The sequence below is a fragment of the Pseudomonas sp. FW305-7 genome (assembly GCF_058786735.1).
In genome coordinates, this window is record NZ_JBYSZA010000001.1 from 55,472 (window position 1) to 80,026 (window position 24,555).

Genomic DNA, 24,555 nt, shown 5'->3' on the forward strand with positions numbered 1-24,555 from the left:
CTGTTTCGCCTGGATTTGAAGAAGCTGTTGGGAGATTGACACGGTCAATCTGCGTAGCCAGCGGCATAAGCGGGATCCAGGCCACGCGCTGAGAGGCTTCGTTTGAAAACGTGTCTGATCACGATGAAACTGGGAAGGAAGTGTTGGCGATGGCAGGGGTGAGCTCATTGAATGGCAGAAATGAGGTTAGAGTGTTCATCAATGTCTCAATCGTTGCGTGAACAATGAATCCTCCGCTGTTTGTTTCTCTGGATGGGCCCAAGGGCACCGGCAAAACCACGCTGTTGGAGGCCGTTACGGCGGGACTGCGGGCTGACAACCACAAAGTCATCCGACTTTGCGAGAGGAAAAGCGATCCTTACCGGGGCGAAACCATGGCTCTGGTTAACGAACTCGCCAGAAATCCTTCGCGGGATCTGGAGTGGGCGGTGTGTCAGCGTTTCGCTGATAGCCGTCGCTGGATCTCCCGGCATGTGCTGCCTGAACAGCCGTTGGGCAGCATTATCCTGATTGATCGCTGGTATCCGTCGGACGCCGCGTTCCGCCATACCGTGCCGTTTGCCGAGATTCTCAAGTTGAACATTGAGCGGGAGGTGCGTGTGCCGGATCTGCATGTCGGGGTTGTCACCGCACCGGATATTTCATGGGCAAGAGCAACGACACGCTCGCGGGGACTGGGCGGCACTGTGATCCGCAAGCACGCGGAGCATGTAGCGTGTACCGAGATGTTCGAGCAAGCGGTTGCCGATCACGGCTGGGTTTTATGCCGTAACGAAGGGACAGTCGAAGCGGCATCGATGCAGGTGATGAACGAGATCTATAAAGTGCTTAGGTGACTTCCAGGCGCATTCAGCGCTTGCCGCTCTTCGGTCGGCTCATCAAGGGGCGCCATGGTCATTTGATCCTGATAACGACCTTGCCTTTGGCGCGTCCCTGCTCGACGTACTTCAGTGCCTCTGCCGTTGATGCAAAGCTGAAGGCGCGGTCAATCACCGGTTTGATGATGCCGGCCTCAACCAGCGCGGTGATTTGTTGCAGTTGGATGCCATTGGCCCGCATGAATACGAACGCGTAGCTGACGTCCTGCTTGCGTGCCTTGCGCCGAATGCCAAGGCTCAGCAGGCGCATGACTTGCTGCAAAGGCCAGGACAGCCCTTGCTCCTGCGCGAACGCTGCCGTGGGCGGCCCTGAGATGGAAATGAGCTGGCCACCGGGCTTGAGCACCTTGAGTGACGTCTCTAGGACATCGGCACCGAGGCTGTTTAACACCACGTCGTAGCCGTGCAAGACGCTGGCGAAGTCTTGCTTGGTGTAGTCGATGACCAGATCGGCACCCAGTGCCGTCACCCATTCGACATTTGCGGTGCTGGTGGTGGCGGCGACATAGGCACCGAGGTGTTTGGCGAGCTGGATGGCGATGCTGCCGACACCGCCGGAGCCCGCATGGATCAGCACTTTCTGGTCTTTCTTCAGGCGAGCGGTCTCGACAAGCACTTGCCAGGCGGTCAGTGCGACCAAGGGCAGGGACGCGGCTTGTGCCATGTTGACGTTGCCGGGTTTCAGGGCGATGGCGTTTTCATGCACCGCGATCAATTCGGCAAACGTGCCGATCCGCGCTTCTGGCGGGCGAGCGTACACTTCGTCTCCAGGTTTGAAGCGTTTCACCTGCGAACCGACCTCCACCACGACGCCCGCGAGGTCATTGCCCAGTACCAATGGAAACGAATAGGGCAGGATCAGTTTGAATTCGCCTTTTCTGATCTTGGAGTCCAGCACATTGACGCTGCTGGCCTGTACCTCGATCAGCACGTCGTGGGCCCCCACTGCGGGGGCAGGAACCTCGCCGATGCGCCCGGTTTGCTTGCCATAGCGATCGATCAAAAATGCTTTCATCGTGACGCAGCTCTTGTCAGTTGTAAGGAGGGGCACCGTTGCCTGACGGCGCTGAATAGCAGGACGGATTCGATGCACGGCCTTGCGCCTGCGTCGAATCCGGTGCCGATACTTGCCAGCAAAAAATCACTGTGGCGTCTGGTAGCGCTGGGCAACCGCAGACTGGCGGATCTGCCCGATCAGCCCCTGACGTGCGCCCTGCAGGACATCCCAGCGCTCCGCTTCGTGCAGCGGCGGGATGGTTACCGGTTCGCGGAGATCGAAACCGACCAGCGCGGCATCGACCAGATCGTCGACTTCCATGATTTCGCTCAACGTGTTGATGTCGATGCCGGAACGATCCCAGATCTCGGTGCGGGTGGCGGCGGGCAGCACGGCCTGTACGTAGACGCCCCGAGGCGAGAGTTCCAGGCTCAGTCCTTGGGACAGGAACAGCACGAATGCCTTGGTCGCGCCGTAGACCGTCATGCCTAACTCTGGCGCCAGGCCGACCACCGAACCGATGTTGATGATCGCGCCGTCACCGGCCTTGGCCAGACGTGGAGCGATGGCGCTGGCCAGACGCACCAGCGCCGTGGTGTTGAGGGCGACCAGTTGCGCAATGCTGTCGGTGCTTTGCTCGACAAAATTGCCGGACAATCCCGCGCCGGCATTATTGACGAGGATGCCAATGCGCTCGTCGTCGCGCAGGCGGCTCTCCACGGTGCGTAGGTCGCCAAGTTGGGTCAAGTCCGCCGGGATGACATCGACGGCGACGTCGTATCCGCTACGCAAGCGCGCCGCCAGTTCGTCCAGGCGCGCCTGATCACGGGCGACCAGCACCAGATCGTGGCCGCGTTGCGCGAAGCGCTCGGCGTAGATGGCGCCAATGCCGGTGGAGGCACCAGTGATCAAAACAGTAGGGCGAGTTGTCATGGGTATCTCTCTCAGATGAAGCACGGTGTGTGTGCAATTAGGATGATGATCGAAATCTAAACTGTCAACGGTTTTGATTATGGTCGGCATCTATGTATGATTGGACGCAGGATTTCCCGGTAAACACGAGGTATTGCACGTGAGAGTGACCAAGGCCCAGGCGCAGGCCAACCGAGAACACATCGTTGAAACGGCTTCAACGCTGTTCCGAGAGCGCGGCTTTGATGGCGTCGGTGTGGCGGATCTCATGGCGGCCGCCGGTTTCACCCATGGCGGTTTCTATAAACACTTCGGGTCGAAGGCCGACCTTATGGCCGAAGCCTCGGCGTGCAGTCTGGGCAAATCGCTGACAGGCGCGCAGGCGCTGGACGTTCCCGGCTTCATCAACGTCTACGTGAACAGAGAACATCGCGACGGACGTAGCGAGGGTTGCACCATGGCCGCGCTGGGCGGCGACGCGGCGCGTCAGTCGGACGATGTGAAAGCGACGTTTGCCGAGGGTATTGAACACACCGTGCAAACTTTGGGAGAGAGATACCCGACTGGGCCGGACGCGGATGCGGGGGCGGGGCGCAAGAAGATGATCGACCTGCTGTCGCGTGCCGTCGGCGCGATTATCCTGTCGCGTGCCTGCCCGGATGACTCTGCACTGGCGGACGAAATCCTTGAGGTGTGCCGCGCTGAGATGTTGGCGTCGTTGCCGACCGATAACGTCGATGTGCAATAGAAGCGCGGCTCACTCCGCCAGCGCTTTGGCCCTGGCAATTGAAAACGCTTGCGGCAGGCGGGCGCCATTCTTCGCTGCAAGAATCTCGGCCATCACGCTGACGGCGATTTCCGCAGGCGTCTTGCTGCCAATGTAGAGGCCGATTGGCCCGTGCAGGCGCTCAAGCGACGCCTCGGTCTCGCCAAAATGCTCGATCAGGCGTTCGCGGCGCAGTTGGCTGTTGCGCCGTGAGCCGATGGCACCGATGTAGAACGCCGGGCTGTGCAGCGCTTCAAGCAAGGCCAGATCATCGAGTTTGGGGTCATGACTCAAGGCGACGATGCAGGTGCGCAGATCCACCGCGAAGTCGCGCACCACATCATCCGGCATGCCGACGATGCACTCCACGCCGCCTACCGCCCAGGTCTCGATGTATTCGGGGCGCGGGTCGCACACCGCCACCTTGAACCCGTTGAATAACGCCATGGTCGCCAGATACTCGGCCAGCGCGCCGCCACCGATCATCAGCATCCGATAGCCCGGCCCCAAGGTATTGAGCATTTGCGCGCCATCGAAGCTGAACTGTTCCGGCGTCGCAGTCGGTTCGAGCATGACCTGGCCGGACTCTAGCGCCAGGCAACGGCGAACCAGTTGCCCGGCGTCCAGTTGCGTCAGCAACTCATCAAGAGACTGCCACGCCGGGTTGAACTCAAGGATCAGTTCAAGCGTGCCGCCACAGGGCAAACCGAAGCGATGCGCCTCATCGGCGCTGACGCCATAGCGCACCATTTCTGGCGCGCTGTCGCTAAAAGCGCTGCCGCCATGAGCCGTGGTGTAGCGATGGATCAGATCGTCCTCAATGCAGCCGCCGGACACGCTGCCCACCACGCGACCGTCGTCACGCAAGGCCATCATCGAACCTGTCGGCCGTGGTGATGAACCCCAAGTGCGCGCCACTGTGGCGAGCAGTACACGCTCGCCGGCAGCGAGCCAGTCCCGCGCCGTGCGCAGGACCAGCAAGTCGATGCTTTCCATCAGAAACTCCTCTTAGCGCATCTGCAGAATGATCGGGCTACTGCTGGCCGGATCGGTGCGTTCACGTAACTCTCCAACCGTCTGCGCATCGACAGCACTGCCCTGATTGCCCCAGGTGCTGCGCATGAAGGTCAGTACTTCGGCGATCTGCTGATCCGACAACTGTTCACGGAAGGCTGGCATGCGATAGGCGTCGGGCACGCCGGCCGCGACCACTCGTTGAGAGCCATTCAGAGTGATGTTGATCGCCGAGGCGCTTTCCTTGGCCAGCGCCGAGGTGGCGCCCGCCAGCGGCGGCATCCATTCGGACTGGCCTTTGCCGTCCAGACCATGGCACGAAGCGCAGCGCGTTACGTAGGTATGAGCACCGGGCGAGTCCAGTCGTTCCGCTGCCGAAACCGCTTGATACTGCCAAGGCGCGCCATCTCGTTCGCGATCGCCGGGAAGCGACTTCAGGTAGTGGGCAATCGCGGCCAAGTCATCATCGCTCATGAACTGCGTGGAGTTGTTGAACGCTTCGGTCATCGAGCCGTAGACCACTGCATGTTTATTGCGACCGGTCTTGAGGAACTGCACGACCTCCGGCTCGCTCCAGCGGCCCAGCCCGGTGTTGTGATCGTCACGCAAGCTCGGCGCATACCAGCCATCGAGCAAGGCCCCGGCGAGGTACGGTTTACCGGATTCATCCAGTGCCTTCTCGTTGAACGCCAGACCACGCGGCGTATGGCAACTGCCACAGTGCCCGGCGCCCTGAACGAGGTAAGCGCCACGGTTCCATCGTTCATCCTGCGACGGTTTGGCCACGTAAGACTCGGCGTCGACAAACACGCCGTTCCACAGTGCAATCGGCCAGCGCAGGTTCAGCGGAAACGGAATCGAACTCGGGACATTCGCCTGTTTGACCGGCGCCACGCCCTTCATGAAGAACGCATACAGCGCACGCACGTCATCGTCACTGAGCTTGGCGTAGGACGGGTAGGGCATCGCCGGGTATAACCGGCGACCGTCGGGTGCCACGCCGTGGCGCACCGCTCGGTCGAAGTCCGCGAGGCTGTAGTGGCCAATCCCGGTTTCCGTGTCCGGGGTGATATTGGTCGCATGGATCGCGCCCAGCGGCGTGGCCATTTCCAGGCCTCCGGCGAACGGCGCCCCGCCCGGCACGCTGTGACAGGCCACGCAATCGCTGAGCCTGGCGACGTATTCGCCACGCGCTACCAGCGCCGGGTCGATGTCGGCCACGGCGATCTGATGATTTTCCAGGTGCGAGACGGGCTCGCGGGTGACATACCAGGCCAGCAGGCCTGCCGCGACCAGGCACGGCACTGCCAGCCAGCTTACGGTTCTTGCGAATCGGCTGTTATTCATGGACGCTCCGGCGCTGATCAAGTGAAGGTGTGGCGGCTCATGGGCAGGCTGCGCACCCGCTGACCGGTTAGCGTCGCCACCGCGTTGGCGACGGCGGGGGCGACCGCTGGCAACGGTGGTTCACCGATGCCACCCATTTTTTCCCCGCTCTCGACCACACGCACGTGTACCCGTGCCATCCGCGCAGGCGGCAGGATCGGATACAAGTCGTAGTTGCGCGCCCGGGGTTTGCCATCCACCCACACGGCTTCTTCCACCAGGGTTTGCGACAGCCCCAGCGCCACGGCGCCATTGACCTGCGCCTCGACAATTGCCGGGTTGACGATGCTGCCCGGGTCAATCGCTTGCCAGATGTCATGCACCTTGACCTGGCCGTTCTCGATGGACACCTCGGCGATTACCGCAGTTTCTGTACCGAACGGCGAAGCCATGGCCACGCCACGCGCACGTCGGCTGCCATCCTCGGCGGTAAACGGACCGCGCTTCCAGCCGCCCGACAGTTCACCCACTGCTTGCAGCAAGGTGGTCAGCCGTTTGTTGTCACGCAGCAAATGCAGGCGCAGGTCGAACGGGTCTTTGCCGCCCTTGTCGGCCAGTTCATCAAGGAACGATTCATAGAAGAAGTCGTTAAGGGAATTGCCCACCGAACGCCAGTAGCCGAGCATGGCCGGGCCTTTGACGTAGATCTGCGCGATGCGCTTGTTGGGGATCGCATAAGACTTGCCCGACAAGCCTTCAAGCGCCGTCGGGTCGAGCTTTTCACCTTGCTTGCCGGCGAGGGCCTCGGTCGGACCTTCGGTGGCACTGATCGCTTCGATTGCCAGCGGCCAGCCGTCGTTGTCCAGCGCGGCACGGAAATTCACCGCTGCAACCGGGCGGAGCACATCACGCAGGAACTCTTCCTCGCGACTCCAGATGAGTTTGACCGGGCGGCCAACCGCTTTCGCCAGCGCGATCGCCTGAGGGTAGGGACTGGCCGAATCGTAGAGGAAATGCCGACCGAAGAATCCACCCAGCAGCGGTGAATGCAAGATGATGCGCGACGGATCGAGGCCCGTGCGTTTGGCGATGTCGGCGCGGAACATGTCCGGCGCCTGATTCGGCAGCCAGACTTCCAGCGAACCGTCCGGATTGAATCGGGCAAGGGCTGAAGGCGGCTCCAGTTGGCCGTGGTTCAGGTATTGGTTGTGGTAAGTGGCGTCGATCCGGGTCTTGGTCTCTTTGAGAATCGCAGCCACATCACCTTCATGTTCATCATCCTTGGCAGGGCCCTTATCTTCAGCGAGGCGCTTGAACCAGGCATCGCTGGAAAAGTCGGCGGGCATCGGCCGCACTTTGCTCTCGGCCGTTGGTTCTTGCCAGTCGACCTGAATCGCCTCGACCGCACGTTTGGCGTGCCACCAGCGCTCGGCGACAACCGCCACGGCGCCCGGCAGACGATGCACGGAATGCACGCCTTTCATTGCCTTGACCTGGTCTTCGTTGCGCAGGTTGCCGACCGTCATGCCCAGGCGCGGGGCATGTTGCACGGCGGCATGGAGCATGTCGTCGACTTTCAGATCGATGCTGTACAGCGCTTTGCCGGTGGACTTGTCGTAAGCATCGAGACGCTTCACCGGTTTGCCGATCCAGCGGAACTGGCTCGGATCACGCAGTTGCACCGAAGCCGGATCGGGAACCGGCAGATCCATCGCGCGCTCGGCCAATTCTCCGTAAGCCAACGAGCGGCCCGACTTGGCATGCACGACTTTGCCAGGCTCGGTGCTCAACTCGCGGACTGGCACGCCAAGTTGTTGCGTGCCCGCCTGCAGCAGCATGGCGCGGGCGAGGGCGCCGAGGCGGCGCATGACCGGGTAACTCATGCGCACCGACATGCTGCCGCCGGTGATGCGCATGCCGTTCTCCAATACTACATAGGCTTCGCCGGGCGGTGCGGCTTCGACCAGGAAGGTCGCCGGGTCGGCGTCCAGTTCTTCACCGACGATTTGCGCCATCGCGGTGAACGTACCTTGCCCGCCTTCCATGAACGGGCAGAGCAGACGCACGCGGTTGTCCGGACGGATCTCGAGAAACGCCGGGACCTGCGTGCCGCGCTCGGCCGTCGTCGTTGCCGCAGCCGCTTGCACGCGTGTTGTACCGAGCGGCAGGCCGAAACCGAGGACCAGCGCGCCGACGGCAGTCCCGGTCAGAAAACGCCTGCGGGATACATTGATCGGTTCGTGCAGATCCAGTACCGAGGCTTGCTGTGAAGGGTCGATGCGAACAGTCATCACGCGTCTCCCTTGCCGGCCAGTTCATGCACGGCGGCATGAATGGCGTTGTAAGTCCCGCAGCGGCACAGATTGACCATCGCCGCGTCGATCTGCGCATCACTCGGCGTGGGGTTCTGTTTGAGCAGCGCGGTGGCGGCCATCACCTGCCCGGACTGGCAGTAACCGCACTGTGCGACCTGCAGATCGACCCAGGTCGAGACCACCCGTTTGCCCACTTCATCGCTTTCGATGGCCTCAATCGTCGTGACCTCGCGGCCTACCACACCGGCCACCGGCGTAACGCACGAGCGCACCACATTGCCGTCCACCAGCACCGAGCAGGTGCCGCATTGCGCCAGTCCGCAGCCGTACTTGGTCCCGGTCATGCCCAGATCATCGCGGATCACCCACAGCAAGGGCGTATCGGCGTCGGCATCGACCTGGTAGGTCTTCTGGTTGATTCGTAGTTCCATGATTCACCCGCTGATCATCGGTTGACGTGCATTGTTATCAGCGGTGACACGCGGCGAGGCGCATCACCGGTTTTCGTTTAATTCGCGACTGTGCCGAGCGCTTCCGCTTCAAATGGCTGCCCGCGCAGGAGAGCGATGTCACGACTCGGCGCGGTGCCGAACAGCCGGCCATATTCGCGGCTGAACTGCGAAGGACTTTCATAGCCGACGGCAAACGCCGCCCGTGAAACATCCAGGCGTTCTACCAGCATCAGACGACGGGCCTCGTTCAGCCGCAACCACTTCTGGTACTGCAGCGGACTCATGCCGGTGAGCTGGCGGAAATGATGGTGAAAGGTCGGCGCGCTCATCTGCACCCGTGCGGCCAAATCGTCGATGCGCAGGGCATCGGTGTAGTTGACCTTGAGCCAGTCAATCGCCTTGGCGATGCGGTAACCCTGACCATCGACGGCCGTGATCTGCCGCAGCCGCGCACCTTGGTCGGTGTGCAGCAGCCGATAGTGGATTTCGCGCAGAATCAGCGGCGCCAGCACCGGGATCGCCTCGGGTTCATCGAGCAATGCCAGCAGGCGCTCGAGCGCGCCCTCCAGCGCAGAGGACAGGCTGCCAATCGCGGCGCCCGTGCCCGTTGCTGGCTGCCGCTTGGCGGGCAAGCCGCTCTTGGTGATGACCTCGGCCAACATGCTGACATCCAGTTTCAGTACCAGCCCGACACAGGGCTGGGCGGGACTGGCGAGCGTCACTTCGGAGTTGGCGGGAAGATCCAGCGACGTCACCAGAAACCGCGAAGGGTCATAGCTGTAACCCTCACCACCGACCCACAAACGCTTTTCGCCGCGACCGACGAGAATCAGGCTCGGTTCGATCATGCACACCACGGGCGGCGCCGGTTGGTCGCGACGAAACAGCGATAGCCCGGGTATGGCCGTGGCGAAGTCACCCGGTACGCTCACACGCGGATCAATGTGCAACGCCAAAGGCGATTCTTGGGGCAGGGGGGTAGGGATCATGTGGGTCACTCCTGTTGACCGAACTCTAATCCGCGCGCGAGACGTTTCCTATCCATCACCCTGCATCGCCAGAGGATCAGGCAAGCATTCAAGAGGAATGCACTAGGGAAGCGCCGGATTGACCGGGAGAATGTGTCTATCTGTTACAGGGACAGTGCCCGCCAGGGCGATTGACTGCTTGCCCCTGCGCATCACATCCACAGGTTTTTCGCACCACAGGTAGTTCTCATGACGTTTCCTTCTACAGATCCTTCTAAAAGAACAGGCGGCTGGAGCGCCGTGCTGGCCATGTCGCTGGCCGCATTCGCTCTGGTCGCTTCAGAATTCATGCCCGTCAGCCTGCTGACGCCGATTGCGGCCGACCTGCACATCACCGAAGGCCAGGCCGGGCAGGGGATTTCCGTGTCCGGTGCCTTTGCCTTGATCACCAGCCTGCTGATTGCCTCGGTCGCCGCGCGCATCGAACGCAAGACGTTGCTGCTGGGCCTGACCTTGTTGATGATCGTCTCCGGTACGGTCGTCGCGTTCGCCCCGGGCTACCCGTCATTCATGTTCGGACGTGCACTGATCGGGATTGCGATCGGCGGTTTCTGGTCACTCTCGGCGGCGACCGCTATGCGCCTGGTGAAGCCTGAACAGGTTTCCCGAGCGCTGGCCATCGTCAATGGCGGTAACGCGCTGGCGACGGTCATCGCCGCTCCGGCGGGCAGCTTTCTCGGCTCGTTGATCGGCTGGCGCGGGGCATTCTTCTGCGTCGTTCCGGTCGCCGTGCTGGCCGCCGTCTGGCTGCTGATCAGTCTTCCGTCGTTCAAGGTCGAGCGCCAGGCCGGTAGCGGCAATGTCCTGCGGCTGATGAAGCAATTGCCAGTCGCCTTGGGCATGGTCGCCGTCAGCGTGTTTTTCATGGGCCAGTTCATGCTGTTCACCTATCTGCGACCCTTTCTTGAAGGCGTGACGGGCGTCAGTGTCTCTACGTTGTCGTTCATGCTGCTGGGGCTGGGACTGGCCGGTTTTATCGGCACCTTTCTGATCGAACGGTTTATGGGTCGCGGCCTCTATCGCACGTTGACCGTCATCCCGCTGATCATGGCCGCCATCGCGCTGGCGTTGGTCAGCTACGGCAAATCACCGCTGCTGACCGCTGCGTTGCTGGGACTCTGGGGACTGGTTGCCACCGCCGCGCCGGTCGGCTGGTGGACATGGCTGGCGCAAACGCTTCCGGATGACGCGGAGGCCGGAGGCGGCTTGCTCGTGGCCATTGTTCAACTGGCGATCGCCGGCGGCGCAATCGTTGGCGGTCTGGCTTTTGATCTGAGTGGTTACAAAGCTACGTTCGAGCTTAGCGCCGCGGTGTTGGTTGTCGCGTCTGTGCTGGCCTGGCTGGCGGGGCGCAATGCCACGGAAGTTCATCTTGTTGAGTCGGCAGCTCATTCGAGCGGTGTGTCCGGCGAAGCTGGTTCCCGATTTGTCTGATCAAGCAGGAAGCTGCTCAATGCGCCAATGACGGCTGGGTAGCGACCGAGACAGTGAAGATCACAACAAACAGCACGACGACTGCCCAGAACATCACCATGACTGTCCGCATGACGACCTTAAGGCCTTGATAAAGCCTGCGCAGCCAATGGCCTTCGGGTTTTGCTTCTGCGCGGGTTCTGAGTGCGCCTTTCAAATAAAAGCCGAGCAGCGCAAGCAGTGCGCCATCTATCGCCAGCGCAGGCAGGCCGGCTATGGGGAAAATGCTTTCCCACCGATAGAAAGAAGACCGGCTCAGAAAGACCACATAACAAGTCAGACTGCCGTAGGGCAGTGCTCTCCACCATTTGCCGGCCAGCGCGCCGACCATCAGGCACATGATCACCATGAACGGGCTGAGGAGAATATGGAGCATCCACTCCAGTACGTTGGGCAAGTAGTCCGGGGAATGGATGTTGCGCCAGAGGTGTTCCAACATTGTTTGGGTTCCTGCCTTCTAGGGAGTCAGTGCTGCTGCGGTGCTTCCGTGCTGCTGGACGGTATCGGCGTGTTTTCGGGTTACATGAGGGCTGCGCAAGCGATCCACCCATGTGGAGCAGGTCGCGCGTCCCCCAGAAACGACAAAGCCCTGAATAGTCAGGGCTTTGTTGTATCCAGTGGAAGAACGGTTGCATGGGCTGATAGAGAACACCTGCTTTACGCCTCCACTCTCAGCAAAGGGCCGCCCCCCTGATGAACTCATTCACTGAGCATGTCGCCAGTTTGACGTCTTTTCCTTACACAATTGATCGTCAAAAGCACGCCGGCTGCAATGCATTGTGTTCCGCACATAAGCCAGATTAGGCCTATGTGAAAAAGGACCCAGGCACTCAAACCTAGAATCAGTGTTAACAAAACCCCAAGTAAAAGTAGTGGCAGGTGTTGCACAGAGGGGCTGTCCTCCAGCGAGTCGGAAAAAATGCTCCAGCATGCCCATTGCGAGAACAGCGACAGCAGAAGCCACAACATGATCACCCCCCAACCTGAAAAGGATTGTGAGGTGAACAGGTTGATCGTCAAGGTGATGGTGAACCAGAGAGTGAAGACGAATGTAGTGCTTGAAGGTACGGTATAGGCTGGAAGGGCAATGGCTATCTGAATCAACTTGAGTGTTTGCAATCGAGTCATTCATACGCTCCCTGCAAGTTGAATTTCACCGCTTCCTGTGGATTCTTCAGTGACTATAGATCAGGAGTCCTTCGAGGGGAGCATGCTGACGGTCAGCTTCTGGCCGATAGCGGACGTTCCTGAGCGGCCACTGTCTGCTGACATTAGGCGAATGGGCCCTTGGCGGTGGCTGCCAGAGAGCGGAAGAAGCTAGCGGCAGATTTGCGACAGGGTGTCGACTCGATTTCCGGGTTATCGATATCTTTCTCGGCATACACCAGCGTGGCATCGCCATTTAAGCTTGCTGAAACGTTTCATCACGTTTATAAAAAGCGCACAACTCCAAGAAAGGCTGCTGCCATGACCCCGCTCAAACTCGTTGTTGCCCTCAGCGCACTGTCCGCTGCCTCCCACGCCATGGCCTGGGATTACGTTCTGCTCGACACCGACAAAGCCGCCCAGAACTGGCAGATCACCAGCCAGCAACTCGGCATAAAAACCGATAAACCCTTCAGCGTTAGCCTGCGCACCTTGCATGGCGGTCGGCAGGAAGGCGTCAGCATTGTCGACATCGATAACGGTACGATGAAACTCTCGGTAGTGCCGACACGGGGAATGAATGTCTTGCAGGCCTCGGTCGGCAATGTGCGCATGGGCTGGGATTCGCCGGTCAAGGAAGTGGTCAATCCGTCCTTCATCGAACTCAATGGCCGCGGTGGTTTGGGCTGGTTGGAAGGTTTCAATGAGCTGGTCACCCGCTGCGGATACGAATGGGTCGGCCACCCCGGCGTCGACAACGGCGAACTGCTGACCCTGCACGGTCGAGCCGCCAACATTCCCGCAAACAAAGTCACCCTGCACATCGATGAAATACCACCGTACGCCATCACCCTGCGCGGCGAACTGAAAGAGCAGGCGTTCAAGAAGGTCGACTTCTCCGTCGCGACGGAACTGGTCACCGAACCCGGCAGCGTAGTGTTCGCCCTCAACGACACCCTGACCAACAACGGCGACTATCCGAAGGAATACCAGGCGCTGTATCACAGTAACTTCAGCACCCCGTTCCTGGAGCAGGGCGCTCGTTTCGCCGCGCCGGTGAAGCAAGTGTCGCCGTTCAACGACAAGGCCAAGGGCGATCTGCCCGAATGGCAAACCTACCGCGCGCCGACCAAGGACTACGACGAAACGGTTTACAACGTGGTGCCGTATGCCGATGCGAAGGGCGATACGTTGACCGTGTTGCATAACAAGGCCGGCAGCCTGGGCGTTTCGGTCGGTTTCAATACGCAGACACTGCCGGTGTTTTCCCTGTGGAAAAACACCGATACCCAAGGCCAGGGCTATGTTACGGGGCTGGAGCCGGGGACAAGTTTTTCCTACAACCGCCGTTATCAGCGGCCACTGAACCTGGTGCCGACAATTGGGCCGAAGGAACACAAGCAGTTCCGCATCAGCTACAGCTTGTTGGCGGATAAGGCGGCAGTGGATAAGGCCTTGAAGCAGGTGAGCGAGATTCAGGGTGGGCGCGAGACGGAGGTGCGGGAGACGCCGTTGGTTGATCTGACCAAGGGGTGACTCCAACCTGGGCATTGTCGACCGATGAGCTGCTCGCAACGACAGAGACTGTCGGCTCTTGGCCGACTGCTGCCTTTGGCGAAGGTCAGGCTTGAGTGGATTTCTAATCCTCACGAGAGGCACTAACCGGCCACCTTTGCCAAAGAGCATTGCCAAACGACCACTTTCACCATAAGCCCGCCAGAACAACCTGTAGGCTTACAGGTGTGAACTTTTTAAAGTGCCATATCTTTTTTTGAACGCATGGACTATCGACACAGATAGCAGTGAGACCTCCAGTGAGGAAACCGTAATCACAATACCCGCCAACAAAGGCCCAGCAATCCGGCCAACAGTAACAACGATGCGTCGGACGCGAAATGCAGCCTCCGCACGATGTTTATCAACGGTTTCCGCAGGATAGATGCCCAAAAGAGGCTGGATCATTCCAAATGCTGATGCAGCGATAACATCGATCAGTATCAGCGCATCAAGCGAATACCAGTTAGCGGCAAAAAAATATCGCAATACGCTGGCCATCAAGATCGCAAAACAGCCCACCTTGAGCGCCGTACTACGGCGAATCGACTCAACACGCGGCGCCAGACACAACATCGAAATAATCGCCGCGAGTGCGAGCGCTGTTTCGTAGGCGGCCAGCTCCAGCAGGCTTCCTCGCTGCACGATGATCAGCGGTAGCGTGATATTCCAGCAACCGAGGTAGATCCAAAGTAACAAGTCCAGGCAAAGATACTTTCGAAATGTACGAAAGGGGTGACTTCCTTGCCCCGCACCTTGTTGTTTGGGATGTCATTCGCACGCGCCGAATTATCCGCAATGCGGCTGCGCAAATATCAGCTTATACCTGCGCTGACATCCGGTGATGCTCCAGCAAGAAGTCCACGAACAACCGCACCCGCGCCGGCATCGCCGCGCCTCCGACGAACACCGCATGAATCGGTTCCTGATCCCCCGGGTTCCACGCTTCCAACAGCGCAATCAGGTCGCCGCGCTGCAGATCCTCACTCACGCTGAACTCTCCGATACGGGCAATGCCAGCGCCCACTCGCGCGAGTTGTGCCAGCGCTTCACCGCTACTGCATTCGATGTTGCCGCTGACCTTCAGGGAAAACGCTTTGCCATCGCGGATAAATGGCCAGTTGGGTTCGGCACGCTTGAAATTGAAGCGCAGGCAGTTGTGCTGGAGCAGGTCTTCCGGTTCCTGCGGGGCGCCGTGCCGCTGCAGATACTCGGGCGACGCCACGACGACCTGGCCGGTGGTGCCGATCCTGCGTGCGCTCAGCGGGCTGTCGGGCAGGTGGCCGAAGCGCACTGCGACGTCGGCTTGTCCGGCGAGAATATCGACCACTTCATCGCCAAGGGTGAGGTCGACGACGATGTTCGGATAACGCGCGCTGAAGGCTGCGACCAAGGGAACAATGGCCAGGCGTCCATGGCCAAGGGCGGCACTGACCCGCAATCTTCCTCTGGGCACGCCTTGATCGGCGATGGCTTCTTCGACCTCGTCCATGTCGGCGAGGATCCGCCGGGCGCCGCGCAGGAACGCTTCGCCCTCGGCGGTGAAGGTGATCGCTCGAGTGGTGCGCAACAGCAGGCGGGTGCCAAGCCGTTGCTCGGTGCGCGCGATGATCCGACTGACAGCCGAGGGTGTCAGGCCCAGTGCACGCGCGGCGGCCGACAGGCTGCCTTCCTGCGCCACGGTGGTGAACACGCTCATTTCACCTGACCTGCCGTTGAAATCCACTTGTGCCTCCTACGCAAAGGTGATTGCCAAAAATGCTATCTACCGCCTGAAAAGACGGGATCGTAGCATTGGCAGCATAGATGAGGAGCTTTCCATGCGTATCAATCCACCACTTGTTGCACTCGCCATCGGTGCCTTCGGCATCGGCGTTACAGAATTCGCCCCCATGGGCATGTTGCCGGGTATCGCTGCGGATCTGGGCGTTTCCATCCCCGCTGCCGGTTTGCTGGTCAGTGCTTATGCGCTGGGCGTATTGCTCGGCGCACCGCTGATGACCCTGACCACCGGCAAGATTCCCCGGCGCTCTCTGCTGATCGGGCTTATGGCGATTTTCACCCTCGGTAATCTGATGTCAGCGTTGGCCACCGATTACTACAGCCTCATGATCGCCAGGGTCGTAACCTCACTGAACCACGGTGCCTTCTTTGGCGTTGGCTCCGTCGTCGCCGCCACCCTGGTCGCTCCGGAGAAACGTGCCGGGGCGGTCGCGGCGATGTTCATGGGCCTGACGCTGGCGACCATCGGCGGTGTGCCGCTGGCTGCTTGGTTTGGCGAACTGTTCGGTTGGCGCACCGCTTTCTGGGGCATTACCGGCCTGGGCGTGGTGACGATGGCCTCGTTGTGGTTCGCCTTGCCCAACGTGCGGGCGCCGCAAAGCGTCGGTGTCATGGCGGAAATTCGAGTGCTGGGGCGCGGCCCGGTGCTGGCCGCGTTGGCCCTGACCGTGGTCGGCTCGAGCGCCATGTTCACAGTCTTCACCTACATCGCACCAATCCTCAGCAGCGAGACCCATGCGTCCACCGCTTACATCACTGCCATGCTGATGCTTTACGGTGTCGGGTTGACGCTGGGCAACATGTGGGGCGGCAAGGCTGCTGACCGCTCGATCAATCGCACCCTGATCGTCTCGCTGAGCGTACTGATTCTGGTCTTGCTGGCGTTCACCGTACTGATGCGCTGGCCGCTGCCGGCCGCCGTGGCCATCCTGATCTGGGGTATCGCCAGCTTTGCTTTGGTGCCGCCGCTACAGATGCGCGTCATGGAAGCGGCCAAGGACGCGCCCAATCTGGCCTCGGCGGTGAACATCGGCGCCTTCAATTTCGGCAACGCGATTGGCGCAGCGCTGGGCGGTGCGGTGATCAGCAGCGGGCTGGGTTATCCGGCGATCTCCCTGGCCGGAGCGGCGATGGCGGGCCTGGGGCTGCTGATGGTGTTGGCGTTTGCCTGGCGTTCCAGAATGATTGCAGCCACCGTGGTGTGACAAGCTCGCGGTGAACAGTTGAACAATGCTCGGCGAGTTGTCAGTCCTTGATGGGGTGAGTAAGCTGCCCTCATGAACCAGCCATCTCTATCTACCTCCTCGCCGAGCACTCGTGGCCCCGCCGAGCACGACATTCGTGACCAGATTGTCGCTGCGGCCAACGAACACTTCAGCCAGTATGGCTACGCTAAAACCACGGTTTCCGATTTGGCCAAGGCCATCGGTTTTTCCAAAGCGTACATCTATAAATTCTTTGATTCCAAGCAGGCGATTGGCGAGGCCATTTGCGCCAATTGTCTGGGCCAGATCGCTGCCGCTGTCGAACAGGCCGTTAACGCAGAAGCCATTTCAGCGACCGAGCGTTTGCGCCGATTGGTGAAAACCGTGATCGCCACGGGTGTGGACCTGTTCTTCAACGATCGCAAGCTCTACGACATCGCGGCGTTTTCCGCATCGGAGCGCTGGAACAGTGCCCAGGTGTATGAAGCGCAGATCAAGGGCTTTATCTTCGACATCGTGCGTCAAGGTCGAGAAGCGGGGGAGTTCGAACGCAAGACGCCGCTGGACGAGACCGTCGAGGCGATCAATCTGGCGCTGCGACCTTTCGTCAACCCGCTGCTGTTGCAACACAATCTGGATCTGATCGAGCAAGCGCCCACGCTGACCACCAATCTCATCCTGCGCAGCCTCATGCCTTGACCCTTCCCTGAGCAAAATTCTCAGGCGAATCAATTCCAGGCGACACCCTCTTAGTGACTATTGACTGAATTGGTCATATTAATGATATGACTACATGCACGTCTGGATGTCAGGTAACCATAGCAATAGCGAGTCGCATCTTCAGACGATCGATAGTCCAATATTGCTGCTGGTCAGGATGCAGTTATTTCTCGATAAGTGACTATTGACGATATTGGTCACAAGACTGAGAATATGATGATCATCCTATTCCTCAGTAAGGGAATTTATGCGCCGGCTCCGACATTTCCCCATTGCCGCATGCTTGTTACCTCTTGCCCTGACTGCCTGTGGCGAATCTTCCAGCGTTGCAGATCCCCGCACACTGGCGCCGCTGGTCAGATCCGCTGCCGTTCAAGCATCAGCCGATGTTGCTCGCTCTTTCACCGGAGTGGTCGCGGCGCGCGTGCAGGGCGACCTGGGGTTTCGCGTTTCGGGCAAGGTGCTCGAACGTCTGGTTGATACGGGGGAGGTCGTCAAGCGAGGGCAGCCGCTGATGCGTCTCGACCCGATTGATCTCGGGCTGCAAGCGCGGGCGCAGCAGGCGGCGGTCATCGCTGCTCGCGCCAGCGCCAAACAGACAGCCGACGACGAGGTTCGCTATCGCAAACTGGTCGGCGTTGGCGCCATTTCGGCATCAGCCTACGACCAGTACAGAGCCGCTGCGGAGACTGCCAAGGCGCAGCTCAACGCCGCGCAAGCGCAGGCGGACGTAGCGCGTAATGCTTCGGGTTATGCGCTGCTGGTCGCTGATGCGGACGGCGTGGTGGTGGAAACACTCGCCGAGCCTGGACAAGTGGTCAGCCCGGGACAACCGGTGGTGCGCCTGGCCCGCGCAGGGCAACGCGAAGCCATCGTGCATCTGCCCGAAACCCTGCGCCCGGCCGCTGGCTCTACCGCGCAAGCGAGCCTCTATGGGGTGAGTTCAGCGGCGGTGACGGCAAAACTGCGGCTGCTTTCAGACTCCGCAGACCGTACAACCCGCACGTTTGAGGCGCGCTATGTGCTTGAGGGCGCGCTGGCCAATGCGCCGATCGGTGCGACCGTGACCCTCAGCATTGCCGAAGGCGCCACGCAGACACAGGCGTTACAAGTCCCCATCGCCGCCGTTTACGACCCGGGCAAAGGTCCGGGTGTGTGGGTGATCGCCGGAACACCGGCAACAGTGAACTGGCGAGCGGTTCAGGTGCTGGGGGTGAGCGATGATTCCGCCCGCATCGCCGGCGACCTCACTGCCGGTGAGCAGGTTGTAGCGTTGGGCGCACATCTGCTGCGCGATGGCGAAGAAGTGCGATTGCCGCAGCAGAGCGCGGCCAGCGTTGCCGGGAGCCGTCCATGAGTCAGGGGCGCTTCAATCTTTCGGCCATCGCCGTGCGCGAGCGGGCGATCACGGTGTTTCTGATTTTTCTGATTGCCGTTGCGGGGACTTTGTCGTTCTTTCAACTGGGTCGAGCGGAAGATCCACCGTTTACGGTCAAGCAGCTGACCGTCATTACCGCGTGGCCGGGCGCGACGGCGCAGGAGATGCAGGATCAGATCGCAGAGCCCCTTGAAAAGCGCCTGCAAGAACTCAAGTGGTACGACCGCTCGGAAACCTACACCCGCCCTGGACTGGCGTTCACGATGGTGTCGTTGCTCGATAGCACGCCGCCCTCGCAAGTGCAGGAAGAGTTCTATCAAGCACGCAAGAAACTCGACGATGAAGCCATCAGGCTGCCGGCCGGTGTGATCGGGCCGATGGTCAACGATGAGTTTTCCGACGTGACTTTCGCGCTGTTCGCCTTGAAAGCCAAAGGCGAGCCACAGCGCTTGCTGGTGCGTGATGCCGAAGCCATGCGCCAGCGTCTGTTGCATGTGCCGGGAGTGAAGAAGGTCAACATCATTGGTGAGCAAGCCGAGCGCATCTACGTTTCGTTTTCTCATGAGCGGTTGGCGACCCTGGGCCTGTCACCGCAGGACATCTTCGCCGCCCTCAACAGTCAGAACGTGCTGACGCCCGCCGGCTCCATCGAAACCAACGGGCCGCAGGTGTTTCTGCGTCTCGATGGCGCCTTTGACAAGTTGCAAAAAATTCGCGACACACCGGTCTTCGTGCAGGGGCGCACACTCAAGCTTTCTGATGTGGCAACGGTCGAACGCGGTTACGAAGACCCGGCCACTTTTGTTGTGCGCAATAACGGCGAAGACGCGCTCCTGCTGGGTGTGGTGATGCGCGAGGGCTGGAACGGTCTGGATCTGGGCAAGGCGCTGGATGCGCAGACCGCGCGGATCAATGTGGAAATGCCATTGGGCATGACGCTTTCCAAGGTCACCGACCAGGCGGTCAATATCGAATCCGCTGTCGGCGAGTTCATGGTCAAGTTTTTTGTCGCGCTGCTGGTGGTCATGCTCGTGTGCTTTCTCAGCATGGGCTGGCGAGTAGGGGTGGTAGTCGCCGCGGCTGTGCCGTTGACCCTGGCGATCGTGTTCGTGGTGATGGCCGCCACCGGCAAGAATTTCGATCGGATTACCCTCGGCTCATTGATCCTCGCGCTGGGGTTGTTGGTCGATGACGCGATCATCGCCATTGAAATGATGGTGGTGAAAATGGAGGAGGGCTACGATCGCATCAAAGCGTCCGCCTACGCCTGGAGCCATACGGCGGCGCCGATGTTGGCCGGTACGCTGGTGACTGCGATTGGCTTTTTGCCGAACGGTTTTGCTCAGTCCACTGCTGGCGAGTACACCAGCAACATGTTCTGGATTGTCGGCATCGCGTTGATCGCGTCCTGGCTCGTTGCGGTGGCGTTCACCCCCTATCTGGGCGTGAAGTTGTTGCCGGACATCAAGAAGGTTGAAGGTGGCCATGCGGCTATCTACAACACGCCGCGTTACAACCGCTTCCGCCGGGTGCTGACGCAGGTTATTGCGCACAAATGGCTGGTCGCGGCAGCGGTTTTCTCGCTGTTCTTCGTGGCGGCGGCGGGCATGGGCCTGGTGAAAAAGCAGTTCTTCCCGACGTCTGACCGACCCGAGGTCATGATCGAAGTGCAAATGCCCTACGGCACTTCGATCGAGCAGACCAGCGCCACGGCCGCCAAGGTCGAAGCCTGGCTGCACAAGCAGGGTGAGGCAAAAATCGTCACGGCCTACATCGGGCAAGGTGCGCCCCGTTTTTTCCTGGCGATGGCGCCAGAACTGCCCGATCCATCGTTCGCCAAGATCGTGGTGCTCACGGACAGTGAGGCGGCGCGGGAAACCCTCAAATTGCGTTTTCGTCAGGCCGTTGCCGAAGGGCTCGCCCCGGAGGCCCGTCTCAGGGCGTCGCAAATTGTGTTTGGGCCTTATTCGCCGTTTCCGGTGGCCTACCGGGTGATGGGACCAGATCCCGCGAAGTTGCGCGACATCGCCGAGCAGGTCCGGGGCGTGCTGCAAGACAGCCCGATGATGAGAACCGTGAACACTGACTGGGGGCCGCTGACCCCGACATTGCATTTCAGTCTCGATCAGGACCGCCTGCAAGCTGTGGGGCTGACCTCCAATGCGGTCGCCCAGCAACTGCAGTTTCTCCTGAGCGGAGTGCCGATCACGGCGGTCCGCGAGGATATTCGTTCTGTGCAGGTCGTCGGGCGTGCGGCGGGCAATATCAGGCTCGACCCCGCGCAAATAAAGGGTTTCACCCTGGTCGGCGCGGCGGGACAACGCATCCCCTTGTCGCAGATCGGCGAGGTCGATGTGCGTATGGAGGATCCGATTCTGCGGCGCCGTGACCGCACCCCGACCATCACCGTGCGTGGCGACATTGCCGAAGGCCTGCAGCCACCGGATGTTTCGGGTGTGATCCTCAAGCAGTTGCAGCCGATCATCGAGACCCTGCCTTCCGGTTACCGGATAGAGCAGGCGGGGGCTATCGAGGAATCCGGCAAGGCGGGCAAGGCGATCCTGCCGTTGCTGCCGATCATGATCGCCATGACGTTGCTGATCATCATGGTGCAGGTGCGTTCGATCGCGGCGATGATCATGGTCTTCCTCACCTCGCCGTTAGGGTTGATTGGTGTGGTGCCGACGCTGCTTCTCTTTAATCAGCCGTTTGGCATCAATGCGCTGGTCGGGCTAATTGCGCTGTCGGGGATCTTGATGCGCAATACGCTGATTCTGATCGGGCAAATTCATCACAACACGCAAGAAGGTCTGGACCCCTTTCATGCCGTGGTCGAAGCCACGGTGCAACGCGCGCGGCCGGTGCTGCTGACGGCGCTTGCGGCCATCCTGGCGTTTATGCCCCTGACACACTCGGTGTTCTGGGGGACGCTGGCCTACACCCTGATCGGCGGCACGTTCGTTGGCACCATCATGACGCTGGTGTTCCTGCCGGCGATGTACTCCATCTGGTTCAAGATCCGCCCTGACCACAAGACTCAGCCTGAAACAGTCAAACTGGCGTAGTGACAAAGCCTGAAATCGAGGCCCGCTTTGACGGGCCTCTTTGTACCCACGTCAAAGCGTGGTGATTTGCCCATTGCGATCCAGTTCATACACCTTGTTGCCCTGCAATTTCTCCTTCAACCAACGTTCGGCTTTACCCAGCGGCCGCTGCCGCGCCCACAGCAAATCGACACCAATCTGCCAGTCAGTATGCGGATACGCCGAGAGCTGTAGCTCCACTAGTTCCCCCTTGGCCAGTTCACGCTGCACAAGTTGACGGGGCAGGGTGGCCCAACCGAGCCCGGCGCGGACCATTTCCAGTAACGCTAGATAGCTTTCCGCTTGCCACAACTGGGTCGAGCGCAGGTATTCGCTGCTCGGCAGTTTGCTCGCGTGGGCGCTGAAGGCCAGGCGCCGATGGACGTGCAGGTCGTCGAACGTGACGTTATCGAGTTGCGCCAATGGGTGCTCGGGGTGGCAGACGTGCAGCATGATCAGTTTGCCCAGTTGCTGGAACGCCAGCTCCTTGGGATAGCCGGGCTGTGAGAACGCCACACCGAGTACCGCTTCGCCGCTGCTGACCAGTTCGCTAACGTCGCCGTAAACCGGATGGCGGATGATCAGGTCGACAAAGGGGAACGCGGCTTCGAAGGCTTTGAGCACCGGCATGATCGGCCCGTACGGCGTTTCAATCGCCAGTGTCAGGCTGGTTTCGACGTTGTCCGAAAGGCAGTCAGCGTGGGCTTCGAAGGTCATGCAGCGTTCGAGCACGGCTTCGGCCTGCACCAGCAATTTGTGGCCGCTGGCGGTGAGGGCGGGGCTGCGGTTGCTGCGGTCGAACAGGTCGACGCCAAGGTCGGTTTCGAGGTTGGCAATCGCCGCGCTGATGGTCGATTGGGTCTTGCCCAGTGTGCGCCCGGCGGCGGAAAACGATCCGCTTTTGACCACCTGGACGAACATCAACAGTTGATCGAGTGAGAAGCGCAAGCGGTGGACTCCCGGGTCGAAGGCAATGATTTTTTTGGCAGCGAGCGAATGGTTGATTGTGCCGTGTGTGCGCCATCGAAAAAAGCGATGGTTGCTAATTTGTTTCATCGTAATAAACGTCCAAATATGGCCCCGCGTCAAACGATCTCCGGGGCGGATCTGACTTTCAAACGCCCCTGAGCATGCCCGCGATCTCAACAGATGCCGCACCTTCAGGAGCGTGTGAAATGACCACACAACGCATTCATCCGGTGGACGAGGTTTTGCCACTACGACAGTTGTTCACGTTTGGCTTGCAGCATGTGCTGGTGATGTACGCGGGAGCGGTGGCGGTGCCGCTGATTCTTGGCAGTGCAATGGGGCTGACCTCAGCGCAGGTGGTGTTGCTGATCAACGCCAACCTGTTGACCTCGGGTGTGGCGACGCTGATTCAAACTCTCGGTTTCTGGAAATTCGGCGCGCGTCTGCCGCTGATTCAGGGCTGCTCGTTCATTGCCCTGGCGCCGATGATCATGATCGGTAAAGAGTTCGGCCTCAGTCAGATTTTCGGCGCGGTGATCGCCGCGGGCTTTATCACCATCGCGCTGGCACCGGTGTTCAGCCGCTTGCTGCGTTTTTTTCCGCCGGTGGTGATTGGCAGTCTGATCACCATTATCGGCATCTCGCTGATGCCTGCGGCGGCGATCTGGCTGGGCGGCGGCAATCCCGATGCGGCGGATTTCGGTAATCCCGCCAACCTGTTGCTGGGCTTGGCCACGGTCAGCGTGACGTTGGTGATTTACGCCAAATTCAAGGGCTTCATCGGCAACCTCAGCGTGCTGATTGGCCTGTTCGTCGGCAGCCTGATCGCAGCGGCTTGCGGCATGACTCACTTCAACCGGGTCAGCGAAGCGGCGTGGTTTGAACTGAGTGCGCCGATGGCATTTGGCGCACCGGAATTCGCGCCTGTGCCGATTCTGATCATGACTTTGGCGATGCTGGTGATCATGGCCGAGACCACCGGCAACTGTCTGGCGATTGGCAAATTGACCGGCAAACCGACCACGCAACAGACCCTTGGCAACGCGTTTCGCGCCGACGGCTTGTCGACCATGCTTGGCGGCCTGTTCAACAGTTTTCCCTACAACGCCTTCACCCAGAACACCGGTTTGATCGCGCTTTCCAACGTTAAAAGCCGTTTCGTCGTGGCCGCTGCCGGGGCAATCATGGTGCTGATGGGCCTGTTCCCGAAACTCGGCGCGTTGATCGCCGCAGTGCCGACGCCGGTGCTCGGTGGCTGCGCGATCGTGATGTTCGGCATGACCACGGTGGCGGGGATTCAGGAACTGTCGCGGGTGCAATTCGAGGGGACGCGCAACGGCATTATCGTCGCCGTGTCGGTGAGTGTCGGGGTACTACCGATGTCCTGTCCGGCGCTGTTCGAACATGTCGGCCCGACCCTGAAACTGGTGCTCGACAGCGGGATTTTCCTCGGTGCGATCACCGCCATCGTCCTCAACATCCTGCTTAACAACGAAAAAAAATCGACCGAAACCATCGGCGCTGAACTGGCCGAATAATTGTTTGTTTTCCACTGCC

At 60.3% G+C, this 24,555-nt stretch carries 21 protein-coding genes; 9 read left to right on the plus strand and 12 right to left on the minus strand.

Going from position 1 to position 24,555, the window contains the following annotated elements; all coding sequences use genetic code 11:
- Positions 1–224: 224 nt before the first annotated feature.
- Positions 225–836 (plus strand): dTMP kinase, encoded by a 612-nt coding sequence (locus tag AC3WMT_RS00265; RefSeq protein ID WP_103301955.1) that lies wholly within the window; start codon positions 225–227, stop codon positions 834–836.
- A gap of 58 nt (positions 837–894) precedes the next feature.
- On the opposite strand, the gene AC3WMT_RS00270 is transcribed toward AC3WMT_RS00265, so the two are convergent.
- A complete protein-coding gene (locus AC3WMT_RS00270) occupies positions 895–1,893 on the minus strand; it encodes an NADP-dependent oxidoreductase (protein ID WP_103301956.1) in 999 nt (332 codons plus the stop codon).
- A gap of 126 nt (positions 1,894–2,019) precedes the next feature.
- On the minus strand, positions 2,020–2,808 hold the full coding sequence (locus tag AC3WMT_RS00275; protein WP_103301957.1) for an SDR family NAD(P)-dependent oxidoreductase: 789 nt from the start codon (positions 2,806–2,808) through the stop codon (positions 2,020–2,022).
- A gap of 139 nt (positions 2,809–2,947) precedes the next feature.
- On the opposite strand from AC3WMT_RS00275, the gene AC3WMT_RS00280 reads away from it, so the two are divergent.
- Positions 2,948–3,535 (plus strand): TetR/AcrR family transcriptional regulator, encoded by a 588-nt coding sequence (locus tag AC3WMT_RS00280; RefSeq protein WP_177431339.1) that lies wholly within the window; start codon positions 2,948–2,950, stop codon positions 3,533–3,535.
- A gap of 9 nt (positions 3,536–3,544) precedes the next feature.
- Here AC3WMT_RS00280 and AC3WMT_RS00285 read toward each other — a convergent pair whose 3' ends face one another.
- The 5 genes from AC3WMT_RS00285 to AC3WMT_RS00305 all read right to left on the minus strand — a co-directional run bounded on the left by AC3WMT_RS00285 (position 3,545) and on the right by AC3WMT_RS00305 (position 9,649).
- Entirely contained in the window at positions 3,545–4,549 is a 1,005-nt protein-coding gene (locus AC3WMT_RS00285; protein ID WP_103301959.1) for an XdhC family protein, read from the minus strand.
- Between the two features lie 12 nt (positions 4,550–4,561).
- Positions 4,562–5,914, minus strand: a complete 1,353-nt coding sequence (locus AC3WMT_RS00290; protein WP_103301960.1) for a c-type cytochrome — start codon at positions 5,912–5,914, stop codon at positions 4,562–4,564.
- 17 nt (positions 5,915–5,931) lie between these two features.
- Positions 5,932–8,184, minus strand: coding sequence for a xanthine dehydrogenase family protein molybdopterin-binding subunit (locus AC3WMT_RS00295; RefSeq protein WP_103301961.1), 2,253 nt, complete (start codon positions 8,182–8,184; stop codon positions 5,932–5,934).
- Positions 8,184–8,639 carry a (2Fe-2S)-binding protein gene (locus tag AC3WMT_RS00300; RefSeq protein ID WP_103301962.1) on the minus strand — a complete coding sequence of 152 codons (456 nt, stop codon included), beginning with the start codon at positions 8,637–8,639 and terminating at the stop codon, positions 8,184–8,186. The genes AC3WMT_RS00295 and AC3WMT_RS00300 overlap by 1 nt, the downstream gene beginning before the upstream one ends.
- 77 nt (positions 8,640–8,716) lie before the next feature.
- Positions 8,717–9,649, minus strand: coding sequence for an AraC family transcriptional regulator (locus AC3WMT_RS00305; protein ID WP_103301963.1), 933 nt, complete (start codon positions 9,647–9,649; stop codon positions 8,717–8,719).
- Between the two features lie 228 nt (positions 9,650–9,877).
- On the opposite strand from AC3WMT_RS00305, the gene AC3WMT_RS00310 reads away from it, so the two are divergent.
- A complete protein-coding gene (locus AC3WMT_RS00310) occupies positions 9,878–11,122 on the plus strand; it encodes an MFS transporter (RefSeq protein WP_103301964.1) in 1,245 nt (414 codons plus the stop codon).
- A gap of 16 nt (positions 11,123–11,138) precedes the next feature.
- On the opposite strand, the gene AC3WMT_RS00315 is transcribed toward AC3WMT_RS00310, so the two are convergent.
- Positions 11,139–11,600 carry a hypothetical protein gene (locus AC3WMT_RS00315; protein ID WP_103301965.1) on the minus strand — a complete coding sequence of 154 codons (462 nt, stop codon included), beginning with the start codon at positions 11,598–11,600 and terminating at the stop codon, positions 11,139–11,141.
- 260 nt (positions 11,601–11,860) lie between these two features.
- Entirely contained in the window at positions 11,861–12,289 is a 429-nt protein-coding gene (locus AC3WMT_RS00320; RefSeq protein ID WP_103301966.1) for a hypothetical protein, read from the minus strand.
- 339 nt (positions 12,290–12,628) lie between these two features.
- Here AC3WMT_RS00320 and AC3WMT_RS00325 point away from each other — a divergent pair, with 339 nt between their 5' ends.
- Complete coding sequence (locus AC3WMT_RS00325) at positions 12,629–13,843, plus strand: aldose 1-epimerase family protein (protein WP_103301967.1); 1,215 nt, start codon at positions 12,629–12,631, stop codon at positions 13,841–13,843.
- A gap of 198 nt (positions 13,844–14,041) precedes the next feature.
- Here the strand turns inward: AC3WMT_RS00325 and AC3WMT_RS00330 are convergent, their stop codons facing one another.
- Positions 14,042–14,560, minus strand: a complete 519-nt coding sequence (locus AC3WMT_RS00330) for a hypothetical protein (RefSeq protein WP_256583434.1) — start codon at positions 14,558–14,560, stop codon at positions 14,042–14,044.
- 121 nt (positions 14,561–14,681) lie between these two features.
- Complete coding sequence (locus AC3WMT_RS00335) at positions 14,682–15,587, minus strand: LysR family transcriptional regulator (protein ID WP_103301968.1); 906 nt, start codon at positions 15,585–15,587, stop codon at positions 14,682–14,684.
- A gap of 94 nt (positions 15,588–15,681) precedes the next feature.
- Here AC3WMT_RS00335 and AC3WMT_RS00340 point away from each other — a divergent pair, with 94 nt between their 5' ends.
- From AC3WMT_RS00340 to AC3WMT_RS00355, 4 genes are all read left to right on the plus strand, one after another.
- Positions 15,682–16,848 carry an MFS transporter gene (locus AC3WMT_RS00340; RefSeq protein ID WP_103301969.1) on the plus strand — a complete coding sequence of 389 codons (1,167 nt, stop codon included), beginning with the start codon at positions 15,682–15,684 and terminating at the stop codon, positions 16,846–16,848.
- A 72-nt stretch (positions 16,849–16,920) separates the two neighbouring features.
- Positions 16,921–17,547: a TetR/AcrR family transcriptional regulator gene (locus AC3WMT_RS00345; protein WP_103301970.1), complete on the plus strand. Its 627-nt coding sequence runs from the start codon at positions 16,921–16,923 to the stop codon at positions 17,545–17,547.
- Between the two features lie 268 nt (positions 17,548–17,815).
- A complete protein-coding gene (locus tag AC3WMT_RS00350) occupies positions 17,816–18,925 on the plus strand; it encodes an efflux RND transporter periplasmic adaptor subunit (RefSeq protein WP_103301971.1) in 1,110 nt (369 codons plus the stop codon).
- Positions 18,922–22,011 carry an efflux RND transporter permease subunit gene (locus AC3WMT_RS00355; protein ID WP_103301972.1) on the plus strand — a complete coding sequence of 1,030 codons (3,090 nt, stop codon included), beginning with the start codon at positions 18,922–18,924 and terminating at the stop codon, positions 22,009–22,011. The genes AC3WMT_RS00350 and AC3WMT_RS00355 overlap by 4 nt, the downstream gene beginning before the upstream one ends.
- Before the next feature lie 51 nt (positions 22,012–22,062).
- Here AC3WMT_RS00355 and AC3WMT_RS00360 read toward each other — a convergent pair whose 3' ends face one another.
- On the minus strand, positions 22,063–22,977 hold the full coding sequence (locus tag AC3WMT_RS00360; protein ID WP_103302442.1) for a LysR family transcriptional regulator: 915 nt from the start codon (positions 22,975–22,977) through the stop codon (positions 22,063–22,065).
- Positions 22,978–23,204: 227 nt separating this feature from the next.
- On the opposite strand from AC3WMT_RS00360, the gene AC3WMT_RS00365 reads away from it, so the two are divergent.
- Positions 23,205–24,536, plus strand: coding sequence for a nucleobase:cation symporter-2 family protein (locus AC3WMT_RS00365; RefSeq protein WP_103301973.1), 1,332 nt, complete (start codon positions 23,205–23,207; stop codon positions 24,534–24,536).
- Positions 24,537–24,555 lie beyond the last annotated feature (19 nt).

Bases quoted from the DNA above. Each gene is read 5' to 3' on its own strand.
- AC3WMT_RS00265 (WP_103301955.1), top strand. From the start codon at position 225: ATGAATCCTCCGCTGTTTGTTTCTCTGGATGGGCCCAAGGGCACCGGC.
- AC3WMT_RS00270 (WP_103301956.1), bottom strand. From the start codon at position 1,893: ATGAAAGCATTTTTGATCGATCGCTATGGCAAGCAAACCGGGCGCATC.
- AC3WMT_RS00275 (WP_103301957.1), bottom strand. From the start codon at position 2,808: ATGACAACTCGCCCTACTGTTTTGATCACTGGTGCCTCCACCGGCATT.
- AC3WMT_RS00285 (WP_103301959.1), bottom strand. From the start codon at position 4,549: ATGGAAAGCATCGACTTGCTGGTCCTGCGCACGGCGCGGGACTGGCTC.
- AC3WMT_RS00290 (WP_103301960.1), bottom strand. From the start codon at position 5,914: ATGAATAACAGCCGATTCGCAAGAACCGTAAGCTGGCTGGCAGTGCCG.
- AC3WMT_RS00295 (WP_103301961.1), bottom strand. From the start codon at position 8,184: ATGACTGTTCGCATCGACCCTTCACAGCAAGCCTCGGTACTGGATCTG.
- AC3WMT_RS00300 (WP_103301962.1), bottom strand. From the start codon at position 8,639: ATGGAACTACGAATCAACCAGAAGACCTACCAGGTCGATGCCGACGCC.
- AC3WMT_RS00305 (WP_103301963.1), bottom strand. From the start codon at position 9,649: ATGATCCCTACCCCCCTGCCCCAAGAATCGCCTTTGGCGTTGCACATT.
- AC3WMT_RS00310 (WP_103301964.1), top strand. From the start codon at position 9,878: ATGACGTTTCCTTCTACAGATCCTTCTAAAAGAACAGGCGGCTGGAGC.
- AC3WMT_RS00315 (WP_103301965.1), bottom strand. From the start codon at position 11,600: ATGTTGGAACACCTCTGGCGCAACATCCATTCCCCGGACTACTTGCCC.
- AC3WMT_RS00320 (WP_103301966.1), bottom strand. From the start codon at position 12,289: ATGACTCGATTGCAAACACTCAAGTTGATTCAGATAGCCATTGCCCTT.
- AC3WMT_RS00325 (WP_103301967.1), top strand. From the start codon at position 12,629: ATGACCCCGCTCAAACTCGTTGTTGCCCTCAGCGCACTGTCCGCTGCC.
- AC3WMT_RS00340 (WP_103301969.1), top strand. From the start codon at position 15,682: ATGCGTATCAATCCACCACTTGTTGCACTCGCCATCGGTGCCTTCGGC.
- AC3WMT_RS00345 (WP_103301970.1), top strand. From the start codon at position 16,921: ATGAACCAGCCATCTCTATCTACCTCCTCGCCGAGCACTCGTGGCCCC.
- AC3WMT_RS00350 (WP_103301971.1), top strand. From the start codon at position 17,816: ATGCGCCGGCTCCGACATTTCCCCATTGCCGCATGCTTGTTACCTCTT.
- AC3WMT_RS00355 (WP_103301972.1), top strand. From the start codon at position 18,922: ATGAGTCAGGGGCGCTTCAATCTTTCGGCCATCGCCGTGCGCGAGCGG.
- AC3WMT_RS00365 (WP_103301973.1), top strand. From the start codon at position 23,205: ATGACCACACAACGCATTCATCCGGTGGACGAGGTTTTGCCACTACGA.